The following is a 15,527-nucleotide window of genomic DNA, read 5'->3' on the forward strand; positions in this document are numbered from 1 at the left end:
GGGCGCCGGCCCCACTGCCGGACGCACGGCGCACCCTATAGGGATCATCCGTTGATGTCATCCAGGGTCACGGAATACAGCATCGCGCTGATCTTCCAGCCCTCAGCCGTACGCACCACCTGCCAGGTTTCCATGCCGTGGTTGGTGGCTTTGCCATCGACGAGGAACCGATAGTCGAAAGACACCGTACCGACGATGCCATCCGTGTCGATGCGCACGTTATCGAACGTCTCCTCGATCGGCCTGGGCGCGCTACTGACGAAACGGGCGAACTGCGCATAGCTCCCCGGCGCCACGGCTTTCGCCTCCGGCTGCTTCGCACGGATGGCTGCCAGCGAAGTGGGGGCGGTGCCTTGAAACCACGAAGCCCCCGGCAGAAACATCGCCTGAAGCGCGTCGCCCTGCTTGGCGACGATGGCCCGCTTGAAGTGCTCCACCAGGTGTTGGATCTCGACGCGATCGGCGGCATGTGCCTTGTCATCGCCGGGCCCGGCATAAGCCGACATCGATAGCGAGGCCAGCAGTATCACGGCAGACGGCACACGCTTCATGAAGCAGCTCCAGCAAGGGCGAGGAGCCGCATTAAGCCGTCGATACGGCGTGCACGCCAGCGTTATGCGGCTGGCCGTGCATGGATTGCGGTGAACCGTGCGCCCCGCGGCACGCGTCGTGGCTACGCCGATCGCCGGCCCTCACGAAGAACGTCCATGGCATCCCATAGCACCCAGAAAACAAACGGGGCGCCAAAGGGCGCCCCGCTGTTGCCCACAGCGATCGCGCAGCGTTAGAAGCTCGCCTTCCAGCGGTGCAGCCGCAGACCCGCGATCAGCTGCAGTACGCCATAGAACACCGCCGCCGCACCGATCCAGATCGCCACCGTAAGCAGACCCGCCACCGGATAGGCGACGAACAACACACCCAGTGCAATGGCGAGCAGGCCACTCAAGGCGATCATCCATTCGCCACGGATCTCCTTGCGCACGCGAACGGCGAACACCATGCGGTAGATGCCGGCCACGACCAACCAGGCGGCAAGGAAGACCAGCAAGACATTGGCGACCGCCAGCGGATGCCAGATCGCCAGGAGACCAAACACCATGGATGCCAACGCATACAACGCCAGCCATCCACGCGAAATACCACCATGCCGCTGAAATAGCGCGAATACGCTGGCGATGCCTTCCGCCAACGCCATGATGCCGAACGCCCAGGCCAGCGCCACTATGGTGCTACCCGGCCAGATGAAGGCGCTCAAACCAAACAGGATCGAGATGATGCCGTAAATCACCAGCAACCAGCCGGTGCGGCCGATGCCGCGCTGCAAAACAGAACTCATAGTTTTGTCTCCCCACCGTTGCGGCGCAGACACCTGTGCCATGCACCAGGAAATTGCGTTGTCGCCAGCCCCTGAGAGACGCCATCCACGCATCTTTGATGTCGACGCGGCGCGAAAGTGGTATCAGGCCGCGACATACACGCGTGAACCGTTGCCACACAAGCCAACATCATGCCCACATGGCTTTAACTCGTGCGCTGGTCGAATCGATCCCCGCAATGCGCATTGCACTTCCCCACCTAGAGGACATGCCATGAATCAAGACACCATCAAGGGTCAGTGGAAACAGCTCAGTGGTCAGATCAAGCAGCACTGGGGCAAGCTCACCGACGATGACCTCAAGGTCACCGAGGGCAATGCGGAATACCTGTCCGGCAAGTTGCAGGAGCGCTACGGTATCGCGCGCGACGAAGCGGACAAGCAAGTGAAGGCGTTCGAAAAGAAGCTTCACAACCACTGATCGTCAGGATCCTCGCCCTCTCCCTTCGGGGAGAGGGCCATACCGCGGTCTACCAAGGTGCGGGAGAGGGTTCAGTGGGTATCCACCCACTCCAGATGCACCGCATAGCCGCCCAGTTTTTCCGCCAGGGCGGCGCGCCCGCCCTGGTCGAGCGTGCCGATGAGCCTTGCCTTCTGCCCGTGCCGTTCATCGGGCAATACGTCGATGTGCAGGGGTATACCCATGGCGTCCACGTCGTGCTGCAGCACGCGACGAACGGCATCCATGCGCAGGCATGGCTTGTAGATCTTGCCCACCGCCGTCAGCGGCATGGCCTCGAGCAACCAGATGTTCTTGGGTACCGCCGCACGCTCGGAGAGCTGGTTGGCAGCGTGTTCGATAAGCTCGGCTTCATCCGCCTGCGCACCGGGCTTGAGCTGCACATAGGCGACCGGCAACTCGCCGACACGTACATCCGGCTTGCCCACCGCCGCGGCCATGGCTACCGCCGGGTGGCGATACAAAATCTCTTCGATGGCCTGCGGGTCGATGTTGTGACCGCCGCGAATGATGACGTCCTTGCTGCGCCCGGTGAGCCAGAGGTAACCCTGCGCATCGATACGCCCCAGATCTCCCGTATTGAACCAGCCGCCTTCGATCCAATGATCGGCACACGCCTCCATGTGCAGATAGCCCCTGAACACCGTAGGCCCGCGCAGGCAAACCTGGCCGATCTCGTCGGTCACCGCGTCACGCACGTGGGCGCCCGTGCTGTCGCGCACCACGATCCGCGTTTCGCAATACGGCAGGCGCAAGCCCACGGAACCCGCCCGGCGTTCGCCCTCCGGCGGATTGCAACTGGTGCCGCAGGTGCCCTCGGTCAAGCCGTAGCCCTCGACTATCTGCACGCCGGTGCGCAACTCGAACTGACGAAGAACTTCCACCGGCAGCGAGGCGGCGCCGCATAGCGCAAAGCGCAGGCTGGACAGATCGCGGCCCTCGCTGGGAATGTCCAGCAGCGCGGCATAGATCGTCGGCACCGCGCTCATGAAGGACACGCGGTAACGCTCCACCAGCGCCCAGATATCGTGCAACAAGGGTCGATGACGATAGCCCAGCGGGCCGGCAAGCAACACGCGCGCGCCGCGCATCAAGGGCGCCAGCCCCGTCACGATCACCCCGTTCACATGAAACAGCGGCAGGCCGCAGAGCACCACATCGGTCGGGCTGAACTGCGTGAACAGCCCCATGATCTCGGCCATCGCCACCTCATTGGCGTGACTATGCGGGGCGAGCTTGGGCGCTCCGGTGGTGCCCCCGGTATGGAAATAGGACGCGATGTCCTCGGGGGCGATCACACGCCCGCTCTCCAGTCGGTCATCCGGGCAGTCATCCAGCAGCGCGTCGAAATCGAGTACGCCTTCCGGCAGCGGACCGCGCTGCGCGGCAACGGCCGATCGCTGCGGCTCCACCAGTTGCTTGACCGGGTCCACCACCACGACACGGCACTGCGCCGGCAACGAAGCGCGCAGCGCCTCCACCTTGTTCCACAGGTCGCTCCCTGGGAACGGCGCCAACGTCACCAGCAGCTGCGAATCGGCGGCACGCACCAGTTGCGCGATATGCTCGGGCTCCAGCAGCGGGTTGATCGCATTGACGATGCCCGCCGCTTCGCCGCCCCACAAGGTGTAGTGTGTCTGCGGCAGGTTGGGCAACAGGAAAGACACCGCCTTGCCCGGTCGTACACCCAGGCGATGAAACGCATTGGCGGCCTGGGTAACGCGAGCGAACAGCTGGCGGTAGCTGACTTTCCACGGCACGTCGGCGACCACGCCCTGGGGAAGAAAGCAGATCGCCGTCGCGTCCCCGTAACGCTCGGCGGAACGGCGCAACAGTTCGTAGGTATTCGGTGGCAGATCGCGCTGGGCCAGCGGTACGCGTTCCAGCGCCTCGACATCCGCCAGGCTACGGATCGGGGTTTGAATATGGGGCATGTGCTTCTCCGGGGTCGGCCGGTGGAGGCACCGCACGCGTCACGGCGCGCTGCTTCTCCCTACGGCATCGACGGACCGTAGCAAAGCCGTTTCCTGCTTACCGTAGGGCTTTGGCCTGTCGTGGGATCACCGAATATCCCGCTCGCGGCGCTTTGATTACTGGTCGTGGCAGAACAGTTCGAACAGGCGATCCATCAAGGCGCGCACCCGCTCATCGCTGATGGCGTAGCAAATGGACTGGCCCTCGCGCCGCCCGGCCACCAGGCCATCGCGACGCAATAACGAAAGATGCTGGGAAACCACGCTTTGCGCCAAGCCCAAGGCATCGGCCAGTTCGTTGACCGAACGCTCACCCTCCAGCAGCTGGCACAGCAGCATCAGGCGATTGGTGCTGCCCAAGGCCTTGAGCACCGCCACCGCGTCGTCGGCGTGACGCTGCATGGCCTCGACATCGATATTCGACTTGCGCGTACGAGTACGCGATGCGCTCATGGCCTCGGCCTCACACGGCATCCAGCGGGAGCTTGAGATAGCGAACGCCGTTGTCCTCGGCCGGCGGCAACTGACCCGCGCGCATGTTCACCTGCACCGAAGGCAGCAACAGGCGCGGCATGGCCAAGGTGGCATCGCGCGCGGTGCGCATGCTCACAAAATCGCCCTCGCTCACGCCATGGCCTACATGAATGTTGCCGCGCTTTTCCTCGCCCACCGTGGTTTCAAAGGCAAAGCTGTCGCGGCCCGGCGCCTTGTAGTCATGGCACAGGAAGATGCGCGTCTGATCCGGCAGCGTGAAGATGCGCTGGATGGATCGGTATAGCTGCGCCGCGTCGCCCCCGGGGAAATCGCAGCGCGCGGTGCCGTAGTCGGGCATGAACAGCGTGTCGCCAACAAAAGCCGCATCGCCTATCACGTGCGTCATGCAGGCGGGGGTATGACCGGGCGTGCTCAGGGCCACCGCATCGATGTCGCCCAATCGATAGTGTTCGCCATCGGTGAACAGATGATCGAACTGGCTGCCGTCGCGCTGGAACTCGGTGCCGGCGTTGAACAGCGTGCCGAAAGTCTGCTGCACCTGGCGTATATGCTCGCCGATGCCCAGCTTGCCGCCCAGGCGCGATTGGATATACGGCGCGGCCGACAGATGATCGGCATGCACGTGGGTGTCGATCACCCAGGCCACGCTAAGGCCCTGCGCTTGCACGAAAGCGATCATGGCATCCGCGCCGTCGCGCCTGGTGCGCCCCGAGGCAGGGTCGAAATCCAGCACGCTGTCGATCACCGCCGCCTCGCGCGTGGCCGGGTCCCACACCACGTAGCTGAAGGTGTGGGAGGCGCTGTCGAAGAAGGCTTTGACCTCGGGGCGTTGCATACGGTGACTCCTTACGCGGGCGAAACAGTCGTTGCGGTGAATGTGGCGGCCAGCCACCAACCCAACCCCATGCACGCCACCAACAGCAGCACGGCGGGGTTGCCGGCCGTCAGCGACGCCAGCGCCGGCCCGGGGCAATAGCCCGCGATGCCCCAGCCGATGCCGAACATGGCCGCGCCTGCGACGAGGCGCGCATCGATGGCCTGCGCAGCCGGCAGTTGGAAACCATCCGCCAGCCACGGCCGTCGCCCGCGCCACACGCATCGATAGCCCACGGCGGTGGTCACCACCGCGCCCAGCATCACGAACATCAGGCGCGGGTCCCAGCGGCCGAACAGGTCGAGGAAGCCCAGCACCACCGCCGGCTGGGTCATGCCGGCGAGACTCAGGCCCAGGCCGAACAACACACCGGCCAGCATGGCTATCCAGGCCTTCATACGTGCAATCCTCCGAGCAGATGGCGCACCACCAACACCGTGACGATGCCCACCAGCATGAACACGCCCGTGGCCACCAAGGAGCGCGGCGACAGGCGCGCGATGCCGCATACCCCGTGACCACTGGTGCAGCCGCTGCCGAGACGGGTGCCGAAGCCCACCAGCAAACCAGCTGCCGCCATCCACGGCCAGCTCACCTGGGGCACACCCACGCCGCTATCGCCGCGCACCAGCGCCAGCAACAGCGGCGCCACCACCAGCCCCAGCACAAAGGCATAACGCCAGGCACGGTCACCCGTGCCCGCACCGGCCAGCAGTCCGCCCGCGATGCCGCTGATGCCGGCGATCCGGCCCAGCGCGCCCATCAGCAGCACCGCCGATAAGCCGATCAGCACGCCACCCAGGGTCGCCAACAACCAGGGATGCATGGCCGCACCTCCACCTATTCATATATTAGATAATTCTAATATATTGCCGACGCAGGCCGCCGGCAAGGCGGCTAAACGTCGCGCTGACGCTGGCGGCGCGCAAAGCCCACAGCAGAGGTCGGCAAAGCCCCAAGTCCCCTGCCCGGTCCAGGCAGTCATGCTGCGCCGCATCTATACATGCCAGCGTCGCCCAAGTGAACATGCGCAGACGTATCGTCGCGCCGGGGGAGAGCAAAGGCACGACGATGGCATTGCCTGCTGTCTGCACTATCACGGGGAACTTTCAACTTATGTTTATCCGCAAGAGAGGGCTTGCCTCCGCCATCGGCTGCGCGCTGTTCCTGGGCGCAGCCGGTATCGCCGGCACCGCAGTGGCGCAGGACGCCAACGCACCCACCCAGAAGGACGCCACCGCCCAGAAACCCTCCGCGACCAACGCCACCAAGCTTGAGCAGGTCACCGTGACGGCGCAGAGCCGTACCCAGGAAATGCAGGACGTGCCCATCGCCATGGACATCGTCACCGCCAAGGACATCGCCACGGTGGCGGCCACCGACCTGAGCCAGATGAACCTGTTCGTGCCGGGCCTGGTGGTGGACAACACCGACGCCATCCAACCCACCTATCGCCTGCGCGGCATCGAAACCAACGACTTCGGTATCGGCACCGACTCGGCCGTGGGCGTGTACATCAATGGCATCTACCAGACCCGCAGCGGCGGCTCGCTGATGGCATTCAACGACATCGCCCGCGTGGAAGTGCTCAAGGGCCCGCAAGGCACCCTGTTCGGCCGCAATACCGCGGCAGGCGCCATTTCCATCATCACCAACGCGCCCACCGACACATTCGAAGGCGATGCGCGCGTGCGCCTGGGCAACTACGGCAAGCGCTACGCCGATGCCCTGGTCAATATTCCCATCAACAAGGACATGGCCCTGCGCGTGAGCGTGGTGGACAACCAGAGCGACGGCTGGCTCAAGGATGCCGCCACCGGCCAGCACTACGGCAAGGACGATGAGTGGGGCACCCGCGCGGTGTACCGCTGGAACGTCACCGACGATACCCAGGTGCAGCTGGCCTATGACCACGATCGCGTAAAGCAGCCCTCGCGCATCGACATGGGGCTGGTGCCCATGCCGGCGGACAATCTCTACGCGCGCGCGCCGTTCCCGGCCAATCCGTCCACCTTCTACAACCCGATCAACGCGCCGTTCTACAACAGCGCCACCGATGGCCGCGAAGAGCGCAACTACAACGACGCCACGCTCACCATCGATCACAACTTCAGTTGGGGCAGCTTCACCTCCACCACCAACTGGACCAGCTACAGCATGTCGCACGTCGAGAACGGCACGGGCTTGCAGCAGGTCACCGAATACCTCAACACCGGCGTGATCGGCGACGGCCACACCTGGTACCAGGAGTTCAAGTTCACCGGCAACAACGACCTGCTGGACTGGGTGGCCGGCGCCAGCTACTACCAGGAACACGCCAACCAGACCAATCTGGCGCGCGTGAACACCGACACCTACGACACGCTCGCGCTCAATACCGGCGTAGGCAAACAGTACACGCCCACCGGCACCATCTTCGGCTACTTCGACTCCATCCTGCGCTCGCTGGCGCTGCCTTACCGCCTGCTCGGCGATCCGTGGACCGAAACCGTCACCAACAACGGCAAGTTCAGCGCGGTGGCCGGCTACGGCGACGTGATCTGGCACCTCAGCGACAAGCTGGACCTGACCACCGGCCTGCGCTTTACCCACGACGAAAAGAACTTCAGCTGGTACACGCCCACCCGCTCGGCGCCCGAGCTGGACAACACGCTGGCGCAGATGCAGGCCGCCGGCCTGTTGAACCTGGTATCGGTGCTCACCGGCGGCAAGGTCACCGGCGCGCAATTGGTGAGCCTGCTGCAGCAGAACCAGATCTTCGCCACCGCCGTGAACGAGCGCATCGAAAAAGAAGGCCGCTGGAACGACACCAGCCCGCGCCTGGTGCTCTCCTACAAGTTCACCCCGGAAGTGATGGGCTACGCGTCGGTGGCCAAGGGCTACAAGGCGGGCGGCTTCGACGGCACCGAACCCGGTGCCGAGTTCTCGCCGGAAAAGGTGTGGAACGTCGAAACCGGCTTCAAAGCCACCTTCCCCGAGTACAACCTGCTGGTCAACGGCTCGGTCTACTACTACCGCTACGACAACGTGCAAACGCTGACGGTGATTCCGTCCACCGCCGGTTTCAACGTACCCGAGTACCAGGTCAGCAACACCGACCAGGACGCGCGCGGCGTAGACCTGCAAGTGTCGTGGGTGCCCATCGACGATCTGCGCCTCAACTTCAACGGCGGCTACATCGACGCCAAATACACCAGTGCCAAGGTGCCGATCGGCCTCAACGCCGCCAACCAGATCGTCTACCAGGACGTCTCCGGCCAGCCCGTAAGCGAACCGAAGATCAACTACTCGGTCAACGGCGCCTACACCTGGCACGACGTGGTGGGTGGCAACCTTACCTACAGTGCGAACTACGGCTTTCGCGGCCCGCTGCGCTGTAACGACGCCTCGGTCTACCAGGGCAAGTGCTCGCTGCCGACCAACTTCAGCCTCAACAAAGCGCAGGAACGCACCGACATGCGCCTGGACTGGAGCGCCGCCAGCGGACGCTGGGGCATGGCGCTTTACGTCAGCAACCTGTTCAACAAGCAATACGTGAATGGCCTGGGCACCGTTTCGCAATCGGTGCTGGGCACGCCTTACGCATACATCACACCGCCCCGCATGTACGGCGCGGAATTCCGCGTCAAGTTCTAACCGCCACAAAAGCCCCCCGCTCTGCGGGGGTTGCTTTGTAGGTCATCCCGTATTTCGAATGTAGGCCTTGGCACACAAGGCCTGCCGAGATGCTCGGATCAGTGCCCCGTAGGTGCCATCAGGCCCGGCCGGGGCGCCCCCATCCTCGCGATCCAACCCCACGCCCTTCGCCATAAACGAGGGCAACACGGCCTGCATTTTCGGCCGTGTGGGCATGCGCACGCGTATGTATCCGCCAAGGCCGACAGAACCCGTCCACATGCACGGATGGGTTTCTCATCCGTCCTGCCTCAACGTAGCCCGTTCCTTTGCCAGCCTCAGGGAATGCCGATGGCGCGCCAATCCGATCTGCGTTTCACCTTCCAGCCGGGCCAGGGACCCTCGCTCGATGTGGTGAGCTTTCGGCTCATCGAAAATCTCTCGCAGCCGTTCCGCCTGGAGCTGGAACTCTCCTCGTCCAGCCCGGACCTCGACTTTGGCACGCTGCTCGATCAGCCCGCCGTATTCGCCATCCATCGCGGCGATCAGGTCGTGCGCTATGTGCATGGCGTGGTGTCCAGCCTGAGCCAAGGCCAGACCGGCTTTCGCCGCACACGCTACCGCGCCGTGATCGAGCCGCAACTGGCGCGCGCCGAGCTGTGCGCCGATTGGCGCCTGTATCGCCAGCAAACCGTGCCGCAGATACTCGACGACGTGCTCAAGCGCTCCGGCGTGATGCACCGGGAAGCCGTGCTCACCAAGACGCACGACGTCCGCCCCACGGTCATGCAAGCGGGTGAGACGCACCTAGGCTTCGTGCACCGCTTGGCCGCGGAGAGCGGCCTGTACTACACCCATCGCCATACCGCGACCGAGCACACCCTGATCCTGGGCGACCGCCTCTACGTACACGGCGTGACCGACGGCGGCCCCGTGCCGTACCTGGCCAACCCCGGCGGCGATCAACGCGAACCCTGCGTGTGGCAGTTCGAATACACCGAACACGTGCGCACCGCGCGCGTCACCCAGCGTGACTACAGCGAAGACCACCCTGCGTATAACCACGAGAGCGAACAGCTCGCCCGTGGCCTGGATCACCAGCGCAACGACTACGAAATCTATCGCTACCCGGGCCGTTACCCCGGCGCCACCGACACCATGGGCAAGCTGCATACCGACACGCGCCTGAACGCGTTGCGCGCACAAGCGCAGCTGGCCCAGGTAACCGGCGACGATGCACGCCTTCAACCCGGCTGGGCCTTCGACCTGGAGGGCCATCCGCGCGAAAGCTGGAACACCGGCTGGCGCGTGCTGTCCATGGTGCACGAAGGCACCCAGGCCACCAGCCAGGAAGACGAAAGCGCGGACGCCCAGGTCGGCACGCACTACCAATACAGCGCACAGATCCTGCCCGATCGCGTGGAGTGGAAGCCGCCCCACGATCCCCGCCCCATCATCGACGGCTTGATGGCGGCGACCGTGGTCGGCCCTGCCGCCGAGGAAATCCACGTCAACAGCCGTGGCGAAGTCGCCGTGCAGTTCGCCTTCGATCGCATCGGCGAGTTCAACGAACACAGCTCGCACTGGGTACCCGTGTTGCAAGGCTGGGCCGGCGCGGGCTGGGGTGCCATGGCCATTCCGCGCATTGGCCAACAGGTCATGGTGGGCTTTGAAAGCGGCGACCCGGACCGGCCCTACGTGGTGGGCCGTGCGTACAACGCCCTCAATCCGCCGCCCTACGAGCTGCCGCGTCACAAGACGCGCACGACCATCAAAAGCCAAACACACAAAGGCAAGGGCAGTAACGAGCTGCGCTTTGAGGACGAAGCCGGCCAGGAAGAAATCTACGTCCACGCGCAGAAAGACCAGAACATCGTCGTCGAGCACGACGAAACCACCCGCGTGGGCCACGACCGCACCGAACAGGTCGAGCACGACGAGCGCATCACCATCGGCCACGACCGCAGCGAGAACGTGGGCGAGAACGAGCAGGTCACCATCGGCAAGGATCGCCGCCACCAGATCGCAAACGATGCGTTCCTCAGCATCGAACGCAACCACACGCTGAACATCGGCAAGGATCACCTCGAAACCATCGGCAATCACCGCCAGGAGAAGATCGCCGCCAACCACACCATCGACGTGGGCGGCCATGTGGAAGCCACCGTGCAGGGCCACCACAGCCTCCACGCCGGCCAGCGCATCGAGCGGCAGACGCAGCGCTACGAGCTGCGCGTGGGCGAAAGCTACGAAATCCACGGCCCCGGCGGCAGCATCGTCGTCGACAAAACCGGCGTAACGATCGAAGCGATCAACATCAAGTTCAAAGGCGTCGTGCACCAATCGGGCGGAGCCGCCAACCCGCTCTCGTTCCGTGGCGCACCGGTAGATGGCTCCACCTCCCATTGCGAGGAAAGTCAGCGATGAGTGCCGGCATGCTGGCGGCCTTCGATGCGGAGCTTCGGCCACCGACCGATTACCTGTACCTCTTGCTCGACCCCCTGGCACCCTGCGCCACCGAGCATGCCCTGCACATCGACGCGCTGACCCGGCAGCTGGGCGAGGACGCCCTAACCCGCGTGCCGCGCCCGGACCTGGCGCACCAGCCCCGTGCCCTGCCCGCCTTGATGACCTTGGCGCGCCCGGGCGTAGCGCCCGACCCCCAGCTACTGGCGCTGATCGAAGCCACCGCGCAACAGGACGCCGGCTATCGCAAGCGCTACGTGTGCGCGCTGCTCACCAGCGCCATCACCCCTGACGTGGTGGCCGAACAGATTGTGGATCTGTGTCGCCATACGGCGATCGAGAGCGCGGCCTTCGTACCGCAGTTCGAGCCGCTGCGCATGGAACTGCTGATGGCGGCGCTGCGACAGCAGCTGGGCGGCTTTCTGTGGCCCATCAACCACTGGCTACTCCCCACGAGCTGGGGCGGCTTTGCAACGCTGAGCGCCCGCGCGAAAGACGAGTCGACGCCCCTGCCCGAGGTGGCCCTGCACGCCCAACGCGAAGCGCCCCTGGTCGCCGATGTGTTGGCCGCCTGGCGTCGTGCCACGCAACTGCGGCTGCCTTACGCCCCGCGCGCCTGGCAAGGCCTCACCGTGTTGCCGCCCCAGGCGGCCGCCACCGCGTTCCGCATGATTCGCACGGCGCGCACGCTGGGCCTTGGCGACCGCCAGAACATTCTCACGCTCACCCTGCATCGCCTTCTCATCCATCCGCGTCTGCACGAACACGAACGCGTGCGGGTGGATATCGCCCACGCGGCACGCGGCGACGTGCCCCTCGCCGAGCTATTCGCCACGTACCACGACCGCGTGTGGATGAACATCGCCACCTACCTTGATGCCCCGCAGGAAGCGCTATGAGCACCAGCCAAGCACTGAACACCGTTGTGGCCGAATCCAGCCGCGTGCAAGCAGGCGTTTGCCGGGCCTGCAAACGCAAGGGCCTGCCCATCCTGCCGCTGCGCCGCGTGCTGGCGCCCGCGCTGGGCGACAAAACACCCATGGATCGACCCGGCGACATCGCATGGCGCGAGGACGCCTTGCGCACGCTGCGCGAGGGCTACCTTTACGTGCTGTTGGATAAGCGCGAATGGCAAGCCTACGAAGTAACCGCCGAAGGCCATCTGCGCCAGTTCGATCCCTACGAAATGCCCAGGGACCAGCCGGCACCGCTCACCCTGGCCTGCACCGGCGACAGCCACGACATTCCCTCGTCGTTCTTGAATATCGACACCGGCAAATACAAGAAAGCCCAGGTAGCCTTTGCCAGCGACCCATGGCCCGCCAGCGTGCTCGACAGCTACCGAAAGGCCGGCGCGCCGCCAAGTCGATTCACCCTCTACGACCTCGCCGCGCTCAAGGAAGACCCCTCGTCGGTCAACCACGCCATGGCCTTCAGCCAGGCGAACGACCTGAGCAGCAACGTGTGGGAGTACGCGCCCACCGCCCCGGATTTCAGCAGCGTGCACGGCATCTACCCGCGCCACCAGCGCATGGCCGGCACGCAGGCCTTTGCCAGCCTTGCGGCCAAGCAGCACGCGCTAACCCACGGCCTGCCGGTGCTGCTGCTGCCCGACCCCGTGGGCCTGGTGCAGGAGTACAACGCCCTGCGCCTGCGCCAGCACCAGGCCGCCCAGGCATGGGCCGCCAGCGAAGAGCGGCCCTTGAAGTTGTTTACCTCCCAAGCCCTGCTCGGCATCAAGGAGCTGGAAGCCCACTGGGCGCAAGACGAGGCCAAGGCCGAAGTAAAAGCCCAGGCGGAACACAGCGCCGAATGGAACTCCCACCCCTTCCTGATGGCCAAGGCGCCCATGCCGGGCGTGGACGTGCCCGCCGAAACACAGCGGGTCACCAAGCACAAAACCACGAAACAGCACTCGCGCCTGGAAGAACGCTACAGCGAGCCGGATCGCGCCGCCTTTCAGGCGGACTACGACAAAGGCATGCAAGCCCACCAGGCCGCCATCGACAAACTGGGCGCCCGTTACGAGCAACACGCTTCCAGCGCGGCGTTCCAGCTGGTCATGCGGCACGATTACGCCAGCACCCGCGCCGACAAAGCCACGCGCAACGACGATGCCGCCTCCGCGCTGGCCTATACCTGCACCGTCAGCGCCTGCCTGGCCGGCGGCCCCACCGGCGCGTTGCCCCAGCCCGGTAAAGAGCTGGAGCCCACCCAACGCCTGTGGCAAACCCTGCTCGAAGATCGCGGCAGCATGCTCTATAAAGCGCTGCTCGCCAAAGACCAGACCCTGCTGGAACAAATCCCGAGCGACCTGTCCGGTGAAAGCCTGGACAAGCTCTACGACACCATCAGCACCCTTATCGGTTCCACCCAAGGGCAGCGGGCCATGGTGGAGCCGATACAGCGCGCCGTGGCGCAACTGCTCGCGGCCACCAGCAACGCCTGCAACGCGCTGGTAAAACACCTCCAGCCGGTGACCCAGCAATGGGTGGGCCACATACACAGCGCGGCGTTTCTGCGCTACAGCGGGCAATGGATCACCGAAACAAAGGTGACGCTGCGGGTGGGCGAATACCTCACCCTGCTTGGTGAGACCCTGCATGAAAAGGCCGACGAGCTACTCCACAACCTCAACAAGAACGTAGCCCAGCCCGCCGCGCGGCAAGTGCGCGCTATGGTGCTCAGCGGCGCGCTGACGGTAGCCGTTGCGCGCAACAACACCGACCTTATTACCGTCACCGTGTGGGTGCTGGACAAGGCCGAGGGCGTGAAACGCCGGGTGGATGGGCTGGCGCACAACGTACGCGCCGGCACGCAACAAGGCCGCCGCCTTATCAGCATTGGCGCCGCCACGCTGGAACGCAACGCCGCCCAAATCACCAAGGCCATGGAACTGGGCGCGGTGGAAGCGCGGCAATTCGCGGGCGAGGCCATGCACCAGCTGCGGCGCGCCGGCAGCGCCAGCCGGCGCCTGGGCGCGGCCGGCCCCAACGTGTTGCTCACCCTGGGCAGCCTGTGGTTTCAGCAGGATGGCTTACGCAAAAGCCTGGATGCCATCGCCCAGGCGCCCGGCCAAGGGCATAACGAAGCCGTGGCCGCGGTGTGGTCCGCCTCCATCGGCGTGATGGGCGTAGGCGCAACCCTTTCCGGCCAGACCATGGCCGCGCTCTATCCACAGATCACCACCACCGCCAAGGTGCTGAGCACGACAAGGCTGGGCCTGGAAACCAAGGTAATGCCGGTGGGGGCGCGGATCGCGCAGTTCGGTGGTGCGATCACTGCGGTGACAGGGATCGTGGATGGGGTGGGGTACGCGTGGGCAGCGGATCGGATGGGCGCACAAGGGGACAACTCTGCGTTCAAGGCTTACTTCGGTGCGGCGGCTGCTTCTGCCCTATCAGCGGGCGTTGGACTTTGGGCGGCTCTAATTCCCGAAGCATCCTTGTTGGGACCGCTGGGCTTAGCTTTGATTCTCGGCCTAGCCGCTTACGCCATCGCCATGTGGGCCAAAAGCGAAGAATCTTCGCCGCTGGAACTATGGGCGCGCCACACCCTGTGGGGATTGCCCAGCGAGCAGCGGCAGTGGAACCCCTACACCCCTGAAATCAAGAAGCTCCCCGCCCAGGAACGGGCGGCCCTGGTCAGCGACTTCCATAACACGGCCATCGCCGCGCTCAACGCCGCCGTGCTCGGCCTCACCGCCGAGGTAGGAATTCATCGGCGCCTGCGCGTTACCCAAGGTTCCGTCGCTGTTGGCCCCATGGGCGTGACCGTGGGCAGCGGCGACACGGTAACTCTGGGACCGGCACTGCAATACGCCATCCGCCTGCCGGGCTACGACCCGCTCGCCGCCCGCTATAGCTGGGCGCTGGCGGTAACGCGCCATCACGACACGCAGATCATCGCCGCCGGCCGCAACGACGGCGCCCCGCTTGCACTGCAGCCACCGCCCAGATTTGCCGACTACGACCTCACCACCACCACGCCCGTGGTCGATGACGACGAAAAGAGCAAGCCGCGCACCCTCAGCATCACCGGCAGCATCGACTTGCACTCCGGCCACGACATCACCGCCCTGGCCCTGGTGGTGGAGTACTGGCCGGACAAGAGCGACCTGGACGGCAAGGGCAAGCTCACCGTGATTCAAAGCAAGCTTGATACGAAGGACCCGAAATGAGTGCAACGAAGCCATTACTCGATCCACCTTGCCCAGGATGGCAAGCCGACCTTCCGCCGCCAGACGCTACTCTCGAAGCCACGCCGTCA

Annotated in this window: 12 protein-coding genes; 5 read left to right on the top strand and 7 right to left on the bottom strand. The window is 64.8% G+C overall.

Going from position 1 to position 15,527, the window contains the following annotated elements:
• Window positions 1-44: 44 nt before the first annotated feature.
• Together JHD67_RS05480 and JHD67_RS05485 are read right to left on the bottom strand one after the other, a co-directional pair.
• On the bottom strand, window positions 45-551 hold the full coding sequence (locus JHD67_RS05480) for a nuclear transport factor 2 family protein (protein WP_199098121.1): 507 nt from the start codon (window positions 549-551) through the stop codon (window positions 45-47).
• A gap of 233 nt (window positions 552-784) precedes the next feature.
• Window positions 785-1,336 (bottom strand): DUF308 domain-containing protein, encoded by a 552-nt coding sequence (locus JHD67_RS05485; RefSeq protein WP_199098123.1) that lies wholly within the window; start codon window positions 1,334-1,336, stop codon window positions 785-787.
• 253 nt (window positions 1,337-1,589) lie between these two features.
• Here JHD67_RS05485 and JHD67_RS05490 point away from each other — a divergent pair, with 253 nt between their 5' ends.
• Window positions 1,590-1,796 carry a CsbD family protein gene (locus JHD67_RS05490; RefSeq protein ID WP_199098125.1) on the top strand — a complete coding sequence of 69 codons (207 nt, stop codon included), beginning with the start codon at window positions 1,590-1,592 and terminating at the stop codon, window positions 1,794-1,796.
• 71 nt (window positions 1,797-1,867) lie between these two features.
• Here JHD67_RS05490 and JHD67_RS05495 read toward each other — a convergent pair whose 3' ends face one another.
• From JHD67_RS05495 to JHD67_RS05515, 5 genes are all read right to left on the bottom strand, one after another.
• On the bottom strand, window positions 1,868-3,769 hold the full coding sequence (locus JHD67_RS05495) for an acyl-CoA synthetase (RefSeq protein WP_199098127.1): 1,902 nt from the start codon (window positions 3,767-3,769) through the stop codon (window positions 1,868-1,870).
• Window positions 3,770-3,925: 156 nt separating this feature from the next.
• Window positions 3,926-4,261, bottom strand: coding sequence for a metalloregulator ArsR/SmtB family transcription factor (locus tag JHD67_RS05500; protein WP_233171652.1), 336 nt, complete (start codon window positions 4,259-4,261; stop codon window positions 3,926-3,928).
• A gap of 10 nt (window positions 4,262-4,271) precedes the next feature.
• A complete protein-coding gene (locus tag JHD67_RS05505) occupies window positions 4,272-5,138 on the bottom strand; it encodes an MBL fold metallo-hydrolase (protein ID WP_199098129.1) in 867 nt (288 codons plus the stop codon).
• Window positions 5,139-5,149: 11 nt separating this feature from the next.
• Window positions 5,150-5,575 (bottom strand): DUF6691 family protein, encoded by a 426-nt coding sequence (locus JHD67_RS05510; protein ID WP_199098131.1) that lies wholly within the window; start codon window positions 5,573-5,575, stop codon window positions 5,150-5,152.
• A complete protein-coding gene (locus JHD67_RS05515; RefSeq protein ID WP_199098133.1) occupies window positions 5,572-6,003 on the bottom strand; it encodes a YeeE/YedE family protein in 432 nt (143 codons plus the stop codon). The genes JHD67_RS05510 and JHD67_RS05515 overlap by 4 nt, the downstream gene beginning before the upstream one ends.
• A 290-nt stretch (window positions 6,004-6,293) precedes the next feature.
• Here JHD67_RS05515 and JHD67_RS05520 point away from each other — a divergent pair, with 290 nt between their 5' ends.
• The 4 genes from JHD67_RS05520 (at window position 6,294) to JHD67_RS05535 (ending at window position 15,438) form a co-directional block, all read left to right on the top strand.
• Window positions 6,294-8,813, top strand: a complete 2,520-nt coding sequence (locus JHD67_RS05520) for a TonB-dependent receptor (protein WP_199098135.1) — start codon at window positions 6,294-6,296, stop codon at window positions 8,811-8,813.
• A 330-nt stretch (window positions 8,814-9,143) separates the two neighbouring features.
• Entirely contained in the window at window positions 9,144-11,219 is a 2,076-nt protein-coding gene (tssI, locus tag JHD67_RS05525) for a type VI secretion system tip protein TssI/VgrG (RefSeq protein ID WP_199098137.1), read from the top strand.
• Complete coding sequence (locus JHD67_RS05530; protein ID WP_199098139.1) at window positions 11,216-12,157, top strand: hypothetical protein; 942 nt, start codon at window positions 11,216-11,218, stop codon at window positions 12,155-12,157. The genes tssI and JHD67_RS05530 overlap by 4 nt, the downstream gene beginning before the upstream one ends.
• Window positions 12,154-15,438, top strand: coding sequence for a T6SS effector BTH_I2691 family protein (locus JHD67_RS05535; RefSeq protein ID WP_199098141.1), 3,285 nt, complete (start codon window positions 12,154-12,156; stop codon window positions 15,436-15,438). The genes JHD67_RS05530 and JHD67_RS05535 overlap by 4 nt, the downstream gene beginning before the upstream one ends.
• The last annotated feature ends 89 nt before the right edge of the window (window positions 15,439-15,527 follow it).

The organism is Dyella sp. ASV21, assembly GCF_016428975.1.
Lineage (GTDB): Bacteria > Pseudomonadota > Gammaproteobacteria > Xanthomonadales > Rhodanobacteraceae > Dyella.